General features: G+C 70.2%; 12 protein-coding genes. 9 read left to right on the top strand and 3 right to left on the bottom strand.

Annotated features, from left to right (window positions below; translation table 11 throughout):
• Positions 1–274: 274 nt before the first annotated feature.
• Together AB0I12_RS20380 and AB0I12_RS20375 are read right to left on the bottom strand one after the other, a co-directional pair.
• Positions 275–901 (bottom strand): hypothetical protein, encoded by a 627-nt coding sequence (locus tag AB0I12_RS20380; RefSeq protein WP_359931792.1) that lies wholly within the window; start codon positions 899–901, stop codon positions 275–277.
• Positions 894–2,816 (bottom strand): acyl-CoA dehydrogenase, encoded by a 1,923-nt coding sequence (locus tag AB0I12_RS20375; protein WP_359931789.1) that lies wholly within the window; start codon positions 2,814–2,816, stop codon positions 894–896. The genes AB0I12_RS20380 and AB0I12_RS20375 overlap by 8 nt, the downstream gene beginning before the upstream one ends.
• A 100-nt stretch (positions 2,817–2,916) precedes the next feature.
• Here AB0I12_RS20375 and AB0I12_RS20370 point away from each other — a divergent pair, with 100 nt between their 5' ends.
• The 9 genes from AB0I12_RS20370 to AB0I12_RS20330 all read left to right on the top strand — a co-directional run bounded on the left by AB0I12_RS20370 (position 2,917) and on the right by AB0I12_RS20330 (position 14,368).
• Positions 2,917–3,312, top strand: coding sequence for a TOBE domain-containing protein (locus AB0I12_RS20370; protein WP_359931786.1), 396 nt, complete (start codon positions 2,917–2,919; stop codon positions 3,310–3,312).
• Entirely contained in the window at positions 3,312–4,112 is an 801-nt protein-coding gene (gene modA / locus AB0I12_RS20365) for a molybdate ABC transporter substrate-binding protein (RefSeq protein WP_359931783.1), read from the top strand. The genes AB0I12_RS20370 and modA overlap by 1 nt, the downstream gene beginning before the upstream one ends.
• Positions 4,109–4,915 (top strand): molybdate ABC transporter permease subunit, encoded by an 807-nt coding sequence (gene modB, locus AB0I12_RS20360; protein ID WP_359931780.1) that lies wholly within the window; start codon positions 4,109–4,111, stop codon positions 4,913–4,915. Before modA ends, modB begins: the two co-directional genes overlap by 4 nt.
• A complete protein-coding gene (locus AB0I12_RS20355) occupies positions 4,912–5,973 on the top strand; it encodes an ABC transporter ATP-binding protein (RefSeq protein WP_359931778.1) in 1,062 nt (353 codons plus the stop codon). Before modB ends, AB0I12_RS20355 begins: the two co-directional genes overlap by 4 nt.
• 233 nt (positions 5,974–6,206) lie before the next feature.
• The gene (gene lanKC, locus AB0I12_RS20350) at positions 6,207–8,762 is read left to right on the top strand and encodes a class III lanthionine synthetase LanKC (RefSeq protein ID WP_359931775.1); all 2,556 of its coding nucleotides are present in this window, start codon (positions 6,207–6,209) and stop codon (positions 8,760–8,762) included.
• A gap of 4 nt (positions 8,763–8,766) precedes the next feature.
• Entirely contained in the window at positions 8,767–8,904 is a 138-nt protein-coding gene (locus AB0I12_RS20345; RefSeq protein ID WP_130387812.1) for a SapB/AmfS family lanthipeptide, read from the top strand.
• A 285-nt stretch (positions 8,905–9,189) separates the two neighbouring features.
• Positions 9,190–11,037, top strand: coding sequence for a prolyl oligopeptidase family serine peptidase (locus AB0I12_RS20340; RefSeq protein ID WP_359931770.1), 1,848 nt, complete (start codon positions 9,190–9,192; stop codon positions 11,035–11,037).
• The gene (locus tag AB0I12_RS20335) at positions 11,034–12,686 is read left to right on the top strand and encodes an ABC transporter ATP-binding protein (protein ID WP_359931768.1); all 1,653 of its coding nucleotides are present in this window, start codon (positions 11,034–11,036) and stop codon (positions 12,684–12,686) included. The genes AB0I12_RS20340 and AB0I12_RS20335 overlap by 4 nt, the downstream gene beginning before the upstream one ends.
• Positions 12,683–14,368 (top strand): ABC transporter ATP-binding protein, encoded by a 1,686-nt coding sequence (locus tag AB0I12_RS20330; protein ID WP_359931765.1) that lies wholly within the window; start codon positions 12,683–12,685, stop codon positions 14,366–14,368. The genes AB0I12_RS20335 and AB0I12_RS20330 overlap by 4 nt, the downstream gene beginning before the upstream one ends.
• On the opposite strand, the gene AB0I12_RS20325 is transcribed toward AB0I12_RS20330, so the two are convergent.
• On the bottom strand, positions 14,347–14,946 hold the full coding sequence (locus AB0I12_RS20325; RefSeq protein WP_359931762.1) for a response regulator transcription factor: 600 nt from the start codon (positions 14,944–14,946) through the stop codon (positions 14,347–14,349). The genes AB0I12_RS20330 and AB0I12_RS20325 overlap by 22 nt on opposite strands.
• Between the last annotated feature and the right edge of the window lie 76 nt (positions 14,947–15,022).

Genomic DNA, 15,022 nt, shown 5'->3' with positions numbered 1-15,022 from the left:
GCGCAAGGTCCAGGTGGTTCCCGCAGCACTCCCGTCCGCGACCGGACTGTACCTCCCCTGCCGGTCACGGAATGAGACGCGGGTCCGCCCTCCTTCGGGCCACTGCCCTCTCGGGGCAACAGCAGGACGCCGGCCGTGTCGGTGGGGTGTTGGTCGCCAGTGAGGTGGCGACCAACGCCCGGCACGGTCGGCGTTTCTTTCTGGAGGCTGCCTTGCTGTACCGGTGCTGCTGGGGACCGGTACAGCGGGCAGCTTTCTGGTGCGTGCAGACCTTCTAGTACGGGTAGGTGTCGTCGCGGCGCGTCGGGTCCAGGTCCCACAGGGAGAACTGGACGACCTTGTGCGACTCCTCGCCGCCGCCCGGGACCAGCCCGAACGACTCGTACTCCTTCGAGCCCAGCCCGTCGAGGTAGCAGAGCAGCTCGAAGGCCGACTGCGCGTCCTCGATGTCGTCGATGACCTCGTCGTTCTGCGCCTCGTCCGCGCGGCTGCGCACGTACTGCACGAAGGCGTCCGGGTCCGTCACCACGTAGTCGTAGCGCGCCTGGTAGCTGAGCCGGACCCCGTTCTCCGGGACCATCGGCTCATCGAGCTCCTCGAGGTCGTCCAGCGGGCTGCCCTCGACAATCTCCCGGTAGTCCGCGGGGTCGTCGAAGTCGTCCGGTCCCAGCGGCAGGTCGTCCAGCTCGTCGGGGTCGTAGGAGTCGATCCCGAGGAAGATGTCGCCCCAGCCTCGTTCGTGGACGGCGTCCGCGAGCGCCCGGGCCTGGACCCGGACGTTCTCGATCGCGCCGGTGGCCCGCAGGTCGTGCAGATCCAGAGCGTCAGCCTGCTCCAGGAGCACCCGGGCGAGTTCACGGGCGGCCTCGGCGGCCGAGGCGGGTTCGATCGGCTCACTCATGCTGTGACGGTACAACCATGGGCACCTCCACTGCCGAGCCCGGTACTCCGAACGCGTCGACGAGCTCCACCGCCGCCGGCCGGACCGCCGCGCACAGCTCGTTGACCAGCGCGGTGATCGCCTTCGACCGGCCGGGCGACAGCCGCCCGTGCTCGAGATACCACGCGCGCTCCGCCTCGATCGTGGCCAGCGCGTGCAGGTCGTACAGCTCCTGCAGGCGCGGCCGGATCTCGTCCGGCGCATTCCGCACCGCGGACTGGAACGCTTCGAGCACGACCCGGTCCACATGGGCGCGACCGGCCGCGATCACATGGTCCTGGCACCGGTTGAAGACGTCGAACGGCTCGTCCCCGGCATCGATCCCCGCCTTCAACCGCCGCGCCACCCCGGACAGCATGTGCTCCTCCCGGAACCGCAGCAGGCCCGAGTGGTACGCGTCATCGCGCAGCCCCGCGTCGGGGTCGGCGGTGTCGCTGCGATTCGGTACGGCGTCGCGCAGCCGCTCGATCAACGGTCGCAGCGCCGCCTTCTCGACTGCGATCTCCACGGCCTGCGCGGCGACGAACCGCGCCGTGCCCAACGGGTCCAGCTTGCCGAAGGACTCGCGGTAGTCCGTCAGCAGGCCCTTCGCGACCAGCTGCAGCAGGACCGTGTTGTCGCCCTCGAAGGTGGTGAACACATCGGTGTCCGCCTTCAGCGTCGCCAACCGGTTCTCGGCCAGATAACCCGCGCCGCCGCAGGCCTCCCGGCACATCTGGATCGCCTCGGTCGCATGCCACGTCCCGAGCGCCTTCGTCCCGGCCGCCTGCGCCTCCAGCGCGCGCCGGTCGTGCTCGTCCCGGTCGTCGCTGAACACCCGGACGAACTCCTCCACCAGGTCGGCCTGCGCGAAGTGCAGCGCATACGTCCGCGCGAGCAGCGGCAGCAGTCTGCGCTGATGCATCCGGTAGTCGAGCAGGAGCGCCTCCTCGTCGCTTCCCGGTGCGCCGAACTGGCGCCGCTGCGCGGCATACCTGATCGCGATGGTCAGGGCGACCTTACTCGCGTTGATCGCGGCGCCGCCGACCGAGACCCGGCCCTGCACCAACGTGCCGAGCATCGTGAAGAACCGGCGGTCCGGATTCTCGATCGCACTGGTGTAGTTGCCGTCGGCATCGACCTGGGCGTAGCGGTCGAGCAGGGCGTCCCGCGGGACGCGGACCTGGTCGAAGACGATCCGCCCGTTGTCGACGCCGTTCAGCCCGAGCTTGGGACCGCAGTCCGACAACGTCACGCCCGGCAGCGCCGAACCGTCCACGCCCCGGATCGGCACCAGCAGGCAGTGCACCCCATGACGCTGCCCGCCGACGACCAACTGCGCGAACACGGCCGCCATCCGCCCATGGCGCGCCGCGTTGCCGATGTAGTCCTTGCGCGCCGCCGCGGTCGGCGTGTGCACGACGAACTCCTCCGTCGCCTCGTCGTACGTCGCCGTCGTCCCGAGGGCCTGCACGTTCGACCCGTGACCGGTCTCGGTCATCGCGAAGCAGCCGAGCAGCCGCCCGCTGATCGCGTCCGCGAGATAGCGCTCGTGATGCCTCTTCGTCCCGAGGTGCAGGATCGCGCCGGCGAACAGGCCGAACTGCACACCGGCCTTGACCATCAGCGACAGGTCACCGAAGGCCAGCATCTCGAAGGCCGCGATGAACCCGCCCAGGTCCGCCTCTCCGCCGTACTCCTTCGGGTAGCCGCGCCCGGGCAGCCCGTCCGCGGCCGACTCCAGCAACAGGTCCAGGATCCGGTCCCGGTACTCGTCGCGCGGCAGCCGCACCGCCAGCTCACCCAGGTCGGCGTGCGCGGCCAGGCCGGCTCGCACGACGTCCCGCGCCGCCTTGTGCGGTCCGTCCAAGTAGTCCCGCATCGCCGATGTGCTCATGTCCTCTAACTTACGAGGAATCGCCGCTACTTTCCGCCACCGTTCTCCGACTGTGGAAAAGCTGGCATGAATCCGCATCTACGGCGGTACGCTTTCTCTCGTGCCGAATTTGCGGATCAGTGAGGCGGCCGCGCTCTTGGGCGTCAGCGACGACACGGTGCGGCGCTGGATCGAGCAGGGCCGGTTGGCGTCGAAACAGGCGAGCGGGCGGATGGCCGTCGACGGGCAGGCGCTCGCCGCCTTCGCCCAGGAGCTGGCCGACTCCCCGGAGCCGGGTCACACGGCCGCGGCCTCGGCGCGGAACCGGATGCGGGGCATCGTCACCCGGGTCCTCAAGGACGGCGTGATGGCCCAGGTCGAGATGCAGGCCGGGCCCTTCCGCGTCGTCTCGCTGATGAGTCGTGAGGCCGCGGACGAGCTCGGCCTGGAGCCCGGCGTGGTGGCCGTCGCCTCGATCAAGTCCACCCACGTCGTCGTCGAGATCCCGGAGGCCTGATGGTCCGCCGTACCGCGTTCGCCGTCCTCGCCGCGTTCGCCGTCCTCGCCGCGGTCGCCGCGCTCGCCCTGGCAGGGTGCGGCGACGACACCCCGGCCGCGTCGTCATCGTCGGGCAGTTCGGCGACGCCGACGGTGTCCGGGACCGTCGAGGTGTTCGCCGCCGCCTCCCTGACCGGCACGTTCACCCAGCTCGGCAAGGACTTCGAGGCCGCGCACCCCGGCGTCAAGGTGCACTTCAACTTCGCCGGCAGCTCGGCGCTCGCCAAGCAGATCAACGAGGGCGCGCCCGCGGACGTGTTCGCCTCGGCGGCACCGAAGAACATGGACGACGTGAAGGACAAGGGCACGCCGACGACCTTCGTGAAGAACACGCTGGAGATCGCCGTGCCGAAGGGCAACCCGGGCGGGATCACCGGGATCAAGGACTTCGCGGACAAGGACAAGAAGATCGCGATCTGCGCCGCGCAGGTGCCGTGCGGAGCGGCTGCCGAGAAGGTGTTCAAGGCCGTCGGAATCACCGCACAGCCCGACAGCCTCGAGCAGGACGTGAAGGCGGCGCTCACCAAGGTCGGTCTCGGTGAGGTCGACGCGGCGCTCGTGTACAAGACCGACGTACTGTCCGCCAAGGACAAGGTCGAGGGCATCGAGTTCCCGGAGTCGGCGAAGGCCGTCAACGAGTACCCCATCGCCGCGCTGTCCGAGGCTCCGAACCCGGACGGGGCCAAGGCCTTCGTGGAGTATGTGCTGTCCGACAAGGGCAAGGCCGTGCTGACCGCGGCGGGCTTCGACGCGCCATGAGTCGTCGGAGCAGGAGTACGAGCGGGCGCGTCCCTCTCGTGCTCTTGCTGCCTGCACTGCTCGGGTTGGCGTTCCTGGTCGTTCCGTTGATCGGGCTGCTCGCCAAAGCCCCTTGGTCGACGCTGCCGGGGCAGCTGTTCAGCGCTGAGGTGTGGCAGGCGCTGAGGTTGTCGATGGTCTGCGCGACTGCAGCGACTGTTGTGTGTTTGCTGCTGGGCGTCCCGCTCGCATGGCTGCTCGCTCGTGGCGGACTGCCCGGCCGGAGCGTGATCCGGGCGTTTGTGACGGTTCCACTGGTGCTGCCGCCAGTAGTCGGCGGTGTTGCGCTGCTGCTGGTCCTGGGGCGGCGCGGTCTGATCGGTCAGCACCTCGATGCCTGGTTCGGTATCTCGTTGCCGTTCACGACCGCCGGTGTGGTCGTCGCCGAGGCGTTCGTGGCCATGCCGTTCCTGGTGATCTCCGTCGAAGGTGCACTGCGTGCCGCCGATCCGCGATACGAGGAGGCAGCCGCAACACTCGGTGCTGGACGGTGGACCACCTTCCGGCGTGTCACGCTTCCTTCGATCGCGCCAGGGATCGTTGCCGGCACGGTTCTGTGCTGGGCGCGCGCACTGGGCGAGTTCGGCGCCACCATCACGTTCGCGGGCAACTTCCCCGGCCGTACGACCACAATGCCGCTGGCCGTGTACCTGGCGCTGGAGACAGACCCCGACGTGGCCGTCGTACTGAGTCTGGTGCTCCTGCTCGTTTCTGTCGTCGTACTGGCTTCTCTTCGCGAGCGCTGGATCGGTGGACTGCGGTGACCCTGTACGCCGACCTACGGGTGAGCCGCGGCTCCTTCGGTCTCGCGCTGGACCTGACGGTCGAGCCGGGCGAGGTCGTCGCCCTGCTCGGGCCCAACGGCGCCGGCAAGACCACAGCGCTGCGTGCGATCGCCGGACTGCTCGCGCTGGACAGCGGCCGTATCGCCCTGGACTCCACAGTGTGGGACGAGCCGCCGGGCGTCTTTCGTACGCCGGACCGCCGGCCGATCGGCGTCGTGTTCCAGGACTACCTGCTCTTCAACCACCTGAGCTGCTTGGAGAACGTGGCCTTCGGTCTGCGCGCCCGCGGTGTCGAGAAACAGACCGCCCGGGTGGAGGCTGCGCGTTGGCTCGAGACCGTCGGCTTGTCGCAGTACGCCCGTACTCGTCCCCGCGCGCTGTCCGGCGGCCAAGCCCAGCGGGTCGCCCTGGCGCGAGCACTGGCCACGGACCCCGAACTCCTCTTGCTCGACGAACCGCTCGCCGCCCTGGACGCGAGCACGACTCTGCACGTCCGCGCCGAACTGGGTCAGCACCTGAGGCGCTTCGAAGGGCGCACGTTGCTCGTGACGCACGACCCGCTGGACGCCATGGTCCTGGCCGACCGCCTGATCATCATCGAGAACGGCCAGGTCGTCCAGGAAGGCAAGCCCACCGAGGTCGCCCATCGCCCGCGCACCGACTACGTAGCTCAACTGGTCGGCCTCAACCTCTACCGCGGCGACGCATCCGGCACCACAGTCACCCTCACCGAGGGCGGCATGATCACCCTCGCCGAACCGGCCACCGGTCCGGTGCACGTGGCCTTCCCACCCGCAGCCGTCAGCTTGTACCCCGAGCACCCGTCCGGCAGCCCCCGTAACACCTGGCCCGCCGTCGTCACCGGCATCGAGCAGCACGCCCACACCGTGCGCGTCCGCCTGAACGCGGCCCCCGCCGGCCCCGCCGACCTCCTCGCCGACATCACCACAGCCGCGGTCGCCGACCTCCACCTCACCCCCGGCCAACCCCTCCACACCACCCTCAAAGCCACCGAGGTCCACACCTACCCGGTGTGAGCACGACACATCAGGCCTGAGGTTACGGGCCGTGACGGGGTTGTCGTGGATTGACATGGTGTTGCGGGACGATTCACGCTTGCGGCGCGCAGTACTGTAACGAAGAGTGTTTACGTACTCACCCGTAGTGTGTGGGTTCTTCACACGAGAGTGATGACATCGTGCACTACGCCGATCCTGCTCCGGGCGCCCAAGATGTGGCGGGCACCAACGGAAAGGGGGGTCGGACAGTCATGCACGAGAGCTACGAGTTCTACTGCCTTGCGGATCGGCGGTTCTACGAGACGCCGGCCAACCGTGGTGCCCAGCATCCGGATTTCGCGATCACCCAGCGGCCGGTGCCAGGCGGGTGGCGGCACGTGCCGGGCGAGCAGTGGATGCACTACGCGCCGGAGAATCTCCAGCTCCCCCTGCAGGGCTGGAAGGTTCACGTCTCGGCGCGGCTCCAGGACGTCGAGCGGACGCTCGACGCCGTGTGGGAGTACTGCGTCCCGCGCGGCATCGCGTTCAAGTACCTGCGCAACGAGGCCGTCCTGGTGATGGTCAACTCCAAGGCCGCTCCCCGCGGGTCGAGCGGCAAGCTGGTGACGATCTACCCAACCGACGAGGCCCAGCTCGAGCTGGTGCTGAAGGAGCTGAACGAGGTCCTCCAGGGCGTCGAAGGCCCTTATATCCTGAGCGATCTGCGCTACGCCGACAGCCCGCTGTTCGTGCGGTACGGCGCCTTCGTCAGCAGGCACTGCCTCTCGCCGGCCGGCGAGCGCGTGCTCGCGATCGAGGACGCCAACGGCACCCTGGTCCCGGACCATCGCGGCCCGACCTTCGTCACGCCGCCGTGGGTCCATCTGCCGGACTTCCTGCAGCCGCATCTCGACGCACGCAACGCGGTCACCACCAACGACCTCGTATACACGATCGACGGCGTCATCCAGTTCTCCAACGGCGGCGGTGTGTACCTCGGCCACCACAATGAGACCGGCGACCGCGTCGTCCTCAAGGAGGGCCGTCCGTACGCCGGGCTCGACATGTCCGGGCGGGACGCGGTCGCGCGGATCGCCCACGAGCGCGACATCCTCGAGCAGCTCGCCGGCCTGGACGCCGTACCGAGGACGCACGACTACCTCCAGCTCGGCGACCACCACTTCCTCGTGCAGGAGCACATCGACTCGGTGTCACTGCAACGCGAGCTGGTCCGGCGGTATCCGCTGACGCACCCGGACGCAACCGAGGCCGACAAGGCCAGGTACGCCGAGTGGGCGACCGCGATGATCGCCAAGGTCGGCGAGGCCGTCGGGCAGCTGCACGAGCGCGGTGTCGTGTTCTGCGACCTGCACCCGGACAACCTGCTTCTCGATGTGAACGGCAAGCTCACGCTGATCGACTTCGAGGTCGCGACCAGGGCCGAGGACCAGGCCCGCTCGACGCTGGCCCATCCCGGGTACGCCGCTCCGCAGGACCGGAAAGGCGTCGACGTCGACCGGTATGCCCTGGCCTGTATCGCGCTCGGCGTCTACGCGCCGCAGGCAACGATCCTGCTGAATCTCCATCCTGGTAAGGCGGTCCAGCTCGCGGACATGATCGCCGAGACGTTCCCCGTGGCGCGCGACACCCTCGATGACGCGGTGCGTACGATCGTCGGCGCCGACGCGACCAACGAGCTGGACAACATCGCACTCCCTGGCCGGGCCGGCTGGACCGACGTACGTGAGGCGCTCACCAAGGCGATCGTCGCGAGCGCGACACCGGAGCGCACCGACCGGCTGTTCCCCGGCGACATCGCGCAGTTCCGCGACGGCGGTGGTATCGACCTCGCGACCGGCGCCGCCGGTGTCCTGTATGCGCTGGCCAAGACCGGAGCCGGCCGTTTCCCGGAGTACGACGACTGGCTGCGCAAGCAAGCCGTCAGCACCGCGACGGGCCCCGGGCTGTACGACGGTCTGCACGGCGTCGCCCATGTCCTCGACGAGCTGGGCTACCGGCAGGAAGCACTTGACCTGGTCGACCGCACTCTCGTCGACGACTGGAGCTCCCGCGAGCTCGGGCTGCACTCCGGCCTCGCCGGCATCGGCCTGAACCTGCTGCACTTCGACACCGAGCCGGCGCTCCGGGCGAAGGCGGTCCGGGTCCTCGACCTGGTCGCCGACCGGCTGGAGACAGATGTATCGGAGATCAGCGGCGGGCAGCACGCACGTGCCGGCCTGATGTACGGATCGTCCGGCCCGGCGCTGCTGTTCCTGAACGCCTTCGAGCAGCTCGGCGACACCGGTCTGCTCGATCTCGCGGAGATCGCGATCCGGCAGGACCTGAAGCGCACCGTGCTCACCGAGGACGGGATGCGCCAGGTCAACCAGGGCTGGCGAACCCTCCCCTACCTGGAAGAGGGATCCGTCGGCATCGCGCTGGTGCTCGAGCGCTACCTGCGCCACCGTCCGTCCGACGAGCTGAGCGCGCAACTGCAGGAGCTCAAGCGGGTCACGCACTGCGACTACTACGTCCAGCCAGGGCTGTTCATGGGCCGCGCCGGGATTCTCCTCGCTGCTGCCGCGCTCCAAGACCAGGTCGACGACCTGGTGCACGGTCTCGGCTGGCACGCGATGCCGTTCGAGGGCGGTCTCGCGTTCCCGGGCAACCAGTTGCTCCGTCTCTCGATGGACCTGGCGACCGGATCGGCCGGCGTCCTGCTGGCCCTGGGCACGGCGCTGCACGACGCGCCGGTGTCCCTCCCGTTCCTCGGACCTCCCCAGTGGTCCGAGTTCCCATCCCGACGAACCGCACCGAAGGAGGTGTAAAAACATGGCACTTCTCGACCTTCAGGGTCTGGAGACCCCGGGTTACGGCCACGGCGGCCACCACCACGGCGGCTCCACGCTGACCGTGCTGGGCTGCGCTTCGCAGACCCCGAGCAACCTGAGCCTGCTGCTCTGCCACTGATACGGCACCTGTATTGCCAGGTAGTAAGCGGTCGCGCGGACAGGTGGTGCCGTCGCGAGCGACGTCCCGCGGAGTGCTGGGCAAGGCGGAGGAGGGAGGCAGGACGGAGTCCTGTCGACCGACGACAACGCCGCCCAGTGCCCGCGGGGCGGCGCGCAGCAGGCGCCACCTGTTCGCGGGACCGCTCGGGCCCTGGGTGGTGACCCCACCCAGGGCCGACCTGTAGCCCCGGGCCTGCCTGCTCGTTGTGTTGGTGGGACAAGGGGAGAGTGAGGTGATCGACCCGTGCGGTCTTATCCATGCGCCGAGCGTCTGACGCTCGTGGAGCAGGTGCACGGTAGTGACGTCGCGGATCCGTACCGCTGGCTTGAGGACTCCGTGGCCGCGCAGACCGTGCGATGGCTGCGGGACCAGGACGAGCTCTGGCTGACGTACGCCGCGTCGCTGACCAGCCGGTTCGGCTGGAAGAACCATGTCCGGCGGTTGTCGGACGTCAGTAGCGTGTCCACGCCCGTCTGGCGCGGAGACCGCTGCTTCACGCTGCGCCGCGCGGCCGGGCAGCAGCACGCCGTCCTGTACGTCGACGAGACGCCGCTGATCGATCCGAAGCAGCTCGACCCGACCGGCCTGACCACGCTCGACGCCTGGCAGCCCTCGGCGGACGGCACGAAGCTCGCGTACCAGCTGTCCCGCGGCGGTGACGAGCGCTCGTCGCTGAGCGTCCTCGACATCGCGAGCGGCCAGGTGGTCGACGGGCCGATCGACGGCTGCCGTTACTCGCCCGTCACGTGGCTCCCCGACGGAAACACCTTTTACTATGTGCGCTTCCGGCAGGTGCGCCGTCACCGCCTGGGCGACCCCAACGACGTCACGGTCCTTGCCGACAAGGCGTCGTACGGCCTGGAGATCAGCGCCGACGGCCGCTGGCTGACGATCTGTACCGCGGCCGACGTGTGGCTCGCCGACCTGACCACCGACGCACCGCCGCGGCATCTGCCGCAGGACGCGACGACGATCATGTCAGTGGGTCCGGACGGCCGTCTGTACGTCGTCACCGCGCAGGACTCGCCCACCGGGCGGATCTGCGTCGGCGACCCGACCGAGCCGACGCTCTGGCACGACTACCTCCGCCCGGACAAGCCGCTGACCGGCCTAGCGATCCTCGACGACGTGGTCCTGGTCAGCACGACCAACGAGATCACCGTGCACGACCGGGAGAGCGGCCTGCTGCAAACGACCCTGGACCTCCCCAGCAGCGGGTCAGTGGGTGCGTTGACCGCCCGCGGCAACCGGGCCTGGTTCAGCTACACGGACAGCGTGACGCCGCCGACTGTCTACTGCTACGACGCGAGCACCCGCACCACCACCGGAGACGTCGCCGCGCGGGAAGCCACGATGCGCCGGCTGACGACCAGAACGGGTGTCGAGCTGCAGGTGATCGGCGAGCCGGGGCCGCGTCCGACGATCCTCTACGGGTACGGCGGATTCGGGCAGTCGCTCACGCCGGCGTACTCCGCCTTCGCGCTGGCCTGGGTCGAGGCAGGCGGGACCTTCGTGACGGCGACCGTTCGCGGCGACGGCAGCTCACACCATGCCGGAACGCGCCACCACAAGCAGAGCGTCTTCGACGACTTCATCGCCGCCGCCGAGCACCTGATCGCCGACGGCTGGACCACCGCCGACCAGCTCGCCATCTGCGGCGAGTCCAACGGCGGCCTGCTGACGGCGGCCGCGCTCACTCAACGGCCAGAGCTGTTCGCCGCCGCAGTCTGCTCGGCCCCGCTGACCGACATGGTCCGCTACGAGCTCTCCGGGCTCGGCGAGCGCTGGACCGCGGAGTACGGCACGGTGCAGGACGCAGACGACTTCGCGACCCTGCTCTCCTACTCGCCGTACCACCGCGTCGCCGACGGCGTGAAGTACCCGGCCGTCCTGCTGACAGCCTTCGGGAACGACACCCGCGTGGATCCCTTGCACGCAAGGAAACTGTGCGCGGCGCTGCAGCACGCGACGGCCGGCAGCCGACCGGTCCTGCTGAGGTTCGAGCCGGACGCCGGGCACACCACCGGCGGCATCGGCCTCGCCGCCGACATGCTCGCGTTCGTCGCGGACCAGACGGGCCTCCGCCGATGATCACCTTCAAGGAGGTGGCCAAGCGCGGGCGGGGCTGGTTGCCGCTGATCGGAGTCAACGCGCTCATCGGCAGCGCCGTCACGCTCGCGCTTCCGGCGATCCTCGGGCGTTCGGTCGACTCAATCGTGGCCGGCGCCGGGTACACGCGCTGGCTGGTCGTCGCGGCGTCGCTCATCGGGCTCGGCATCGCGGCCAGCATCATCGACGCGTTCGCGGGCGCGGCCTGCGTCGCCGAGACCACGGCCTGGCTCCGCCACCGGCTGGTCCGGCACGTCGTCCGCGGCGGCCCCGGCGGCACGCGCGACTTCGAGACCGGCGACCTCGTCACCCGCGTCTCGGCGAACGCGACCGACGCCGCCCAGGCCGGCCCGGCCGCGGTGACCGCGATCGCGGCGGTCGCTCCCCCGCTCGGCAGCCTCGTCCTGCTGGCCGTGATCGACCCGTGGCTGGCGGCCGCGTTCTTCGGCGGCGTCCTGCTCGTGGTCCTCGTGCTCTGGACCTTCGCCATGCGGACCGCCGACGTCAGCCTGGCCTATCAGGAGACCCAGGGCCGGATCGCCGCGCTGCTGTCGGAGGCGCTCACCGGCATCCGCACGATCACCGCCGCCGGTACGACGGAGCGCGAGGAGCGCCGCATCCTCGGGCTGTTGCCCGAGCTGCACCGCAACGGCGTCGTCACCTGGCGGATCCTGGCCCGCTCCGGCGCGCAGGCCGCGGTCGTCGGCCCGCTCGTCCTGGTCGCGGTCCTGGCCGTCGGCGGCATCCAGCTCGTCGGCGGCGACGTCACCGCGGGAGAGCTGTTCGCCGCCTCGCAGTACGCCGTGCTCGGGGCCGGCCTCGGCAACCTGACCGGCGTGCTCGGCGAGCTCGCCCGCGCCAGGGCCGGCGTCCGGCGGTCCGCCGAGGTGATCGCGGTCGAGCCCGTCGCGCACGGCACGTTGACGCTGCCGTCCGGCCACGGACAGCTGACGTTCGACGGTGTCAGCGTGGTCGCCGACGGGAACGTCCTGCTGGACAACGTGAGTCTCGAGCTCCCCGGTGGCCTGACGGTCGCGGTCGTCGGCCCGAGCGGCGCCGGAAAGTCCGTGCTCGCGGCGGTCGCGGCGCGGCTGCGGGACCCGTCGACCGGCCAGGTCTCGCTGGACGGCGTACCGTTGCAGGCCGTCAGCCGGCATGCGCTGCGGAGCGCGGTCGGGTGTGCGTTCGAGCGCCCGCAGCTGGTCGGCCGGACGATCGGCGAGGCGATCGACCCGCACGCGGTCAGCCCGGTCCGCACGCTCGCGGCCGCCCGCGCCACACATGCCCACGACTTCGTCAGCCGGCTGCCCGACGGGTACCTCACTTCGTTGCGCAAGGCACCGATGTCCGGCGGCGAACGCCAGCGCCTCGGCCTGGCCCGGGCCTGGCCGGCCCGCCGGCTCCTGGTCCTCGACGACGCCACGTCGAGCCTGGACACCGCCACCGAACGCCAGATCAGCCGCACCCTCACCGAGGACCGGCACCGCCGTACCCGCCTGATCGTCACACACCGGCCAGCCACCGCGGCCCGCGCCGACCTGGTCATCTGGCTCGACCACGGCCAGGTCCGCGCCATCGCCCCACACGCCGACCTCTGGCACAACACGTCGTACAGGGCCGTGTTCGGGTGAAACAAGAGCTGTCGTACGGCGCTGCCGCGCTACGGAAGCGGGCCACGGTCAGGTTGATCGGGTGGTCGGTTCCGGAGATTCTGCCGACGGCGGTATACGGGATCGCGGTGGCGCGGGCGACGGACAGCTTTCTGCGTGGTCACGCGTGGCAGGGAATCGCCTGGCTGGGCGGGCTGGTCGCGACCGCCGGTCTGGGCGCGGCCGGTGCGCGTCAGGTGTACGGACGGCTCGGGGAGCTGGTCGAGCCGTTGCGCGACGATCTGGTCCAGCGGGTCGTCGGTGGCGCGCTCCGGACCGCGGACGACGGCGCCGTCGCCCGCCTGAACCGGCAGGTCGAGATCGTCCGGGACACGTTCGCGGGTCTGGTCCTCGTGCTGCGCAGTTTCGCGGTCACGCTGTTCGGCGTCCTGACCGGGTTGCTGTCGCTCGCTCCGCTCGTCGCCGCCTTCGTCGTACCGCCGTTCCTGCTGGGGTTCGCGTTGTCGCTCGCGGTGCTCGGGATGGCAGCTGACCGCGTGCGTGCGTCACTGACCGCGGACGAGGACCTCGCGGCCTCGGCCGGGATGGTGTTCGGCGGCGTCCGCGACATCAGCGCCTCCGGGACCGAGGAGTACGCCGAATGGCTGGCCGGCGTGCCGATCGAGGCGCACGCGGCAGCGGAACGCGCACTGGCGAAGGTCTCCGCGCTACGGACGCTGTGCTTCGCCGTGGGCGGCTGGCTGCCGCTGCTGATCCTGCTCGCGACCGGACCGTGGTTGGTGGGCCGCGGCGTCAGCACGGGTACGTTGCTCGGCGGGCTGACCTATGTCCTGATCGGCCTGCAACCGGCGCTGAACACGGTGACGAACGCTCTCGGCGACAGCGGTCTGCGCTACGTCATCACGCTGGGCCGGATCCTCGACACGTCGACCCCGACCGACGCGCCGCGCACCGTCGACGTACTCAACGGCTACCAGGTCCGGCTGCGCGGGCTGACGTTTGCGTACGGCCCCAAGGCCGAGCCCGTGCTCGACAAGCTCGAACTGACGATCCCCGAAGGCGAGCATCTCGCCGTCGTCGGCCCTAGCGGTATCGGCAAGTCGACGCTGGCCGGGCTGGTCTGCGGCATGCTGACTCCGACCGACGGCCACGTGCAGCTCGGCGGTGTTCCGCCGGCCGATGTCAGCGTCGAGCGCCTCGCGCAGACCCGGGTCCTGATCCCGCAGGAGGCGTACGTCTTCAGCGGCACCGTGCGCGACAACCTCGCCTATTTGTTGCCCGGCGCAACAGATCATCAGTTGGAGGTCGCCGCGAAGACCGTCGGCGCCGAGCAGCTCGTCGAGCGTCTCGGCGGCCTGCACGCCACGGTCCGTCCGGGCGAGCTCTCCGCCGGCGAGAAGCAGCTGCTCGCGCTGGTCCGCGCCTACCTGTCGCCCGCGCCGCTCGTCGTGCTCGACGAGGCGACCTGCTTCCTCGACGCGGAGGCCGAGCGCCAGGCCGAGGAAGCCTTCGCCAAGCGCGAGGGGACGCTGGTCGTCATCGCGCACCGGATCAGCTCGGCACTGCGGGCCAGGCGGATCCTCGTGCTCGACGGCAACAAGGCCACCCTCGGGACACACGCCACGTTGATGCGCACGTCCCGGATGTACCGCGACCTGCACGGCAACTGGACGCCCGGCCCTCAGATCCAGCCCGCGTCCTGAGCCTTCCGGATCGCCTCGATCCGGCTCCGGGAGCCGGTCTTGGCGAGGATCCTGGACAAGTAGTTCCGCACGGTGCCCGCGCTCAGGCTGAGGGTCCGGGCAACCTCCTGCGCGGTCGCGCCGGTGGTGACCTGGCGCAGCACCTCGCACTCCCGGTCGGTGAGCGGGTTGTCGCCCGCCTTCAGCGCGGCCACCGCCAGCCGGACGTCGACCACCGGCAGCCCCTTCGCGACGTCGCGCACGGCCTGCACCAGTTGGCCGGTCGTCGCGTCGGTCGCGATCAGGCCGATCCGCGGCGCCTGCTTCACCAGCGCCAGGCTGGTCGCGGCGATCGCCTCATGGTCGATCAGCACCAGCACGCCGCGCCCCGCGAGCTTGCGGCAGAGCTCCTCGATCCGGATCCGGCCGGGCAGCTGCGGGTCGAGCAGGAACACCTCCGGACGTCGCCCCGCCACCTGGAGGACGTCCTCCGAGCGGTCCAGCTCGGCCACCACGTCCAGGTCGTTCTCCCTTGCCAGCACCGCGGCCAGTGCACCACGCACCAACGTGCCACGATGGCCGAGAGCCACTCGGATCACCGCTTCTGCCCCCATCACCGTCTGTCGCCTCACCACCCCCAGCGGTGAAATCCAGCTGCCGGACGGCGGTTGCCCG

Source organism: Kribbella sp. NPDC050459 (assembly GCF_040655315.1).
In the GTDB taxonomy this organism is placed as follows: Bacteria; Actinomycetota; Actinomycetes; order Propionibacteriales; family Kribbellaceae; genus Kribbella.
Note: the sequence above shows the minus strand (reverse complement) of the source record. Positions and strands in the feature narration are given on the sequence as shown.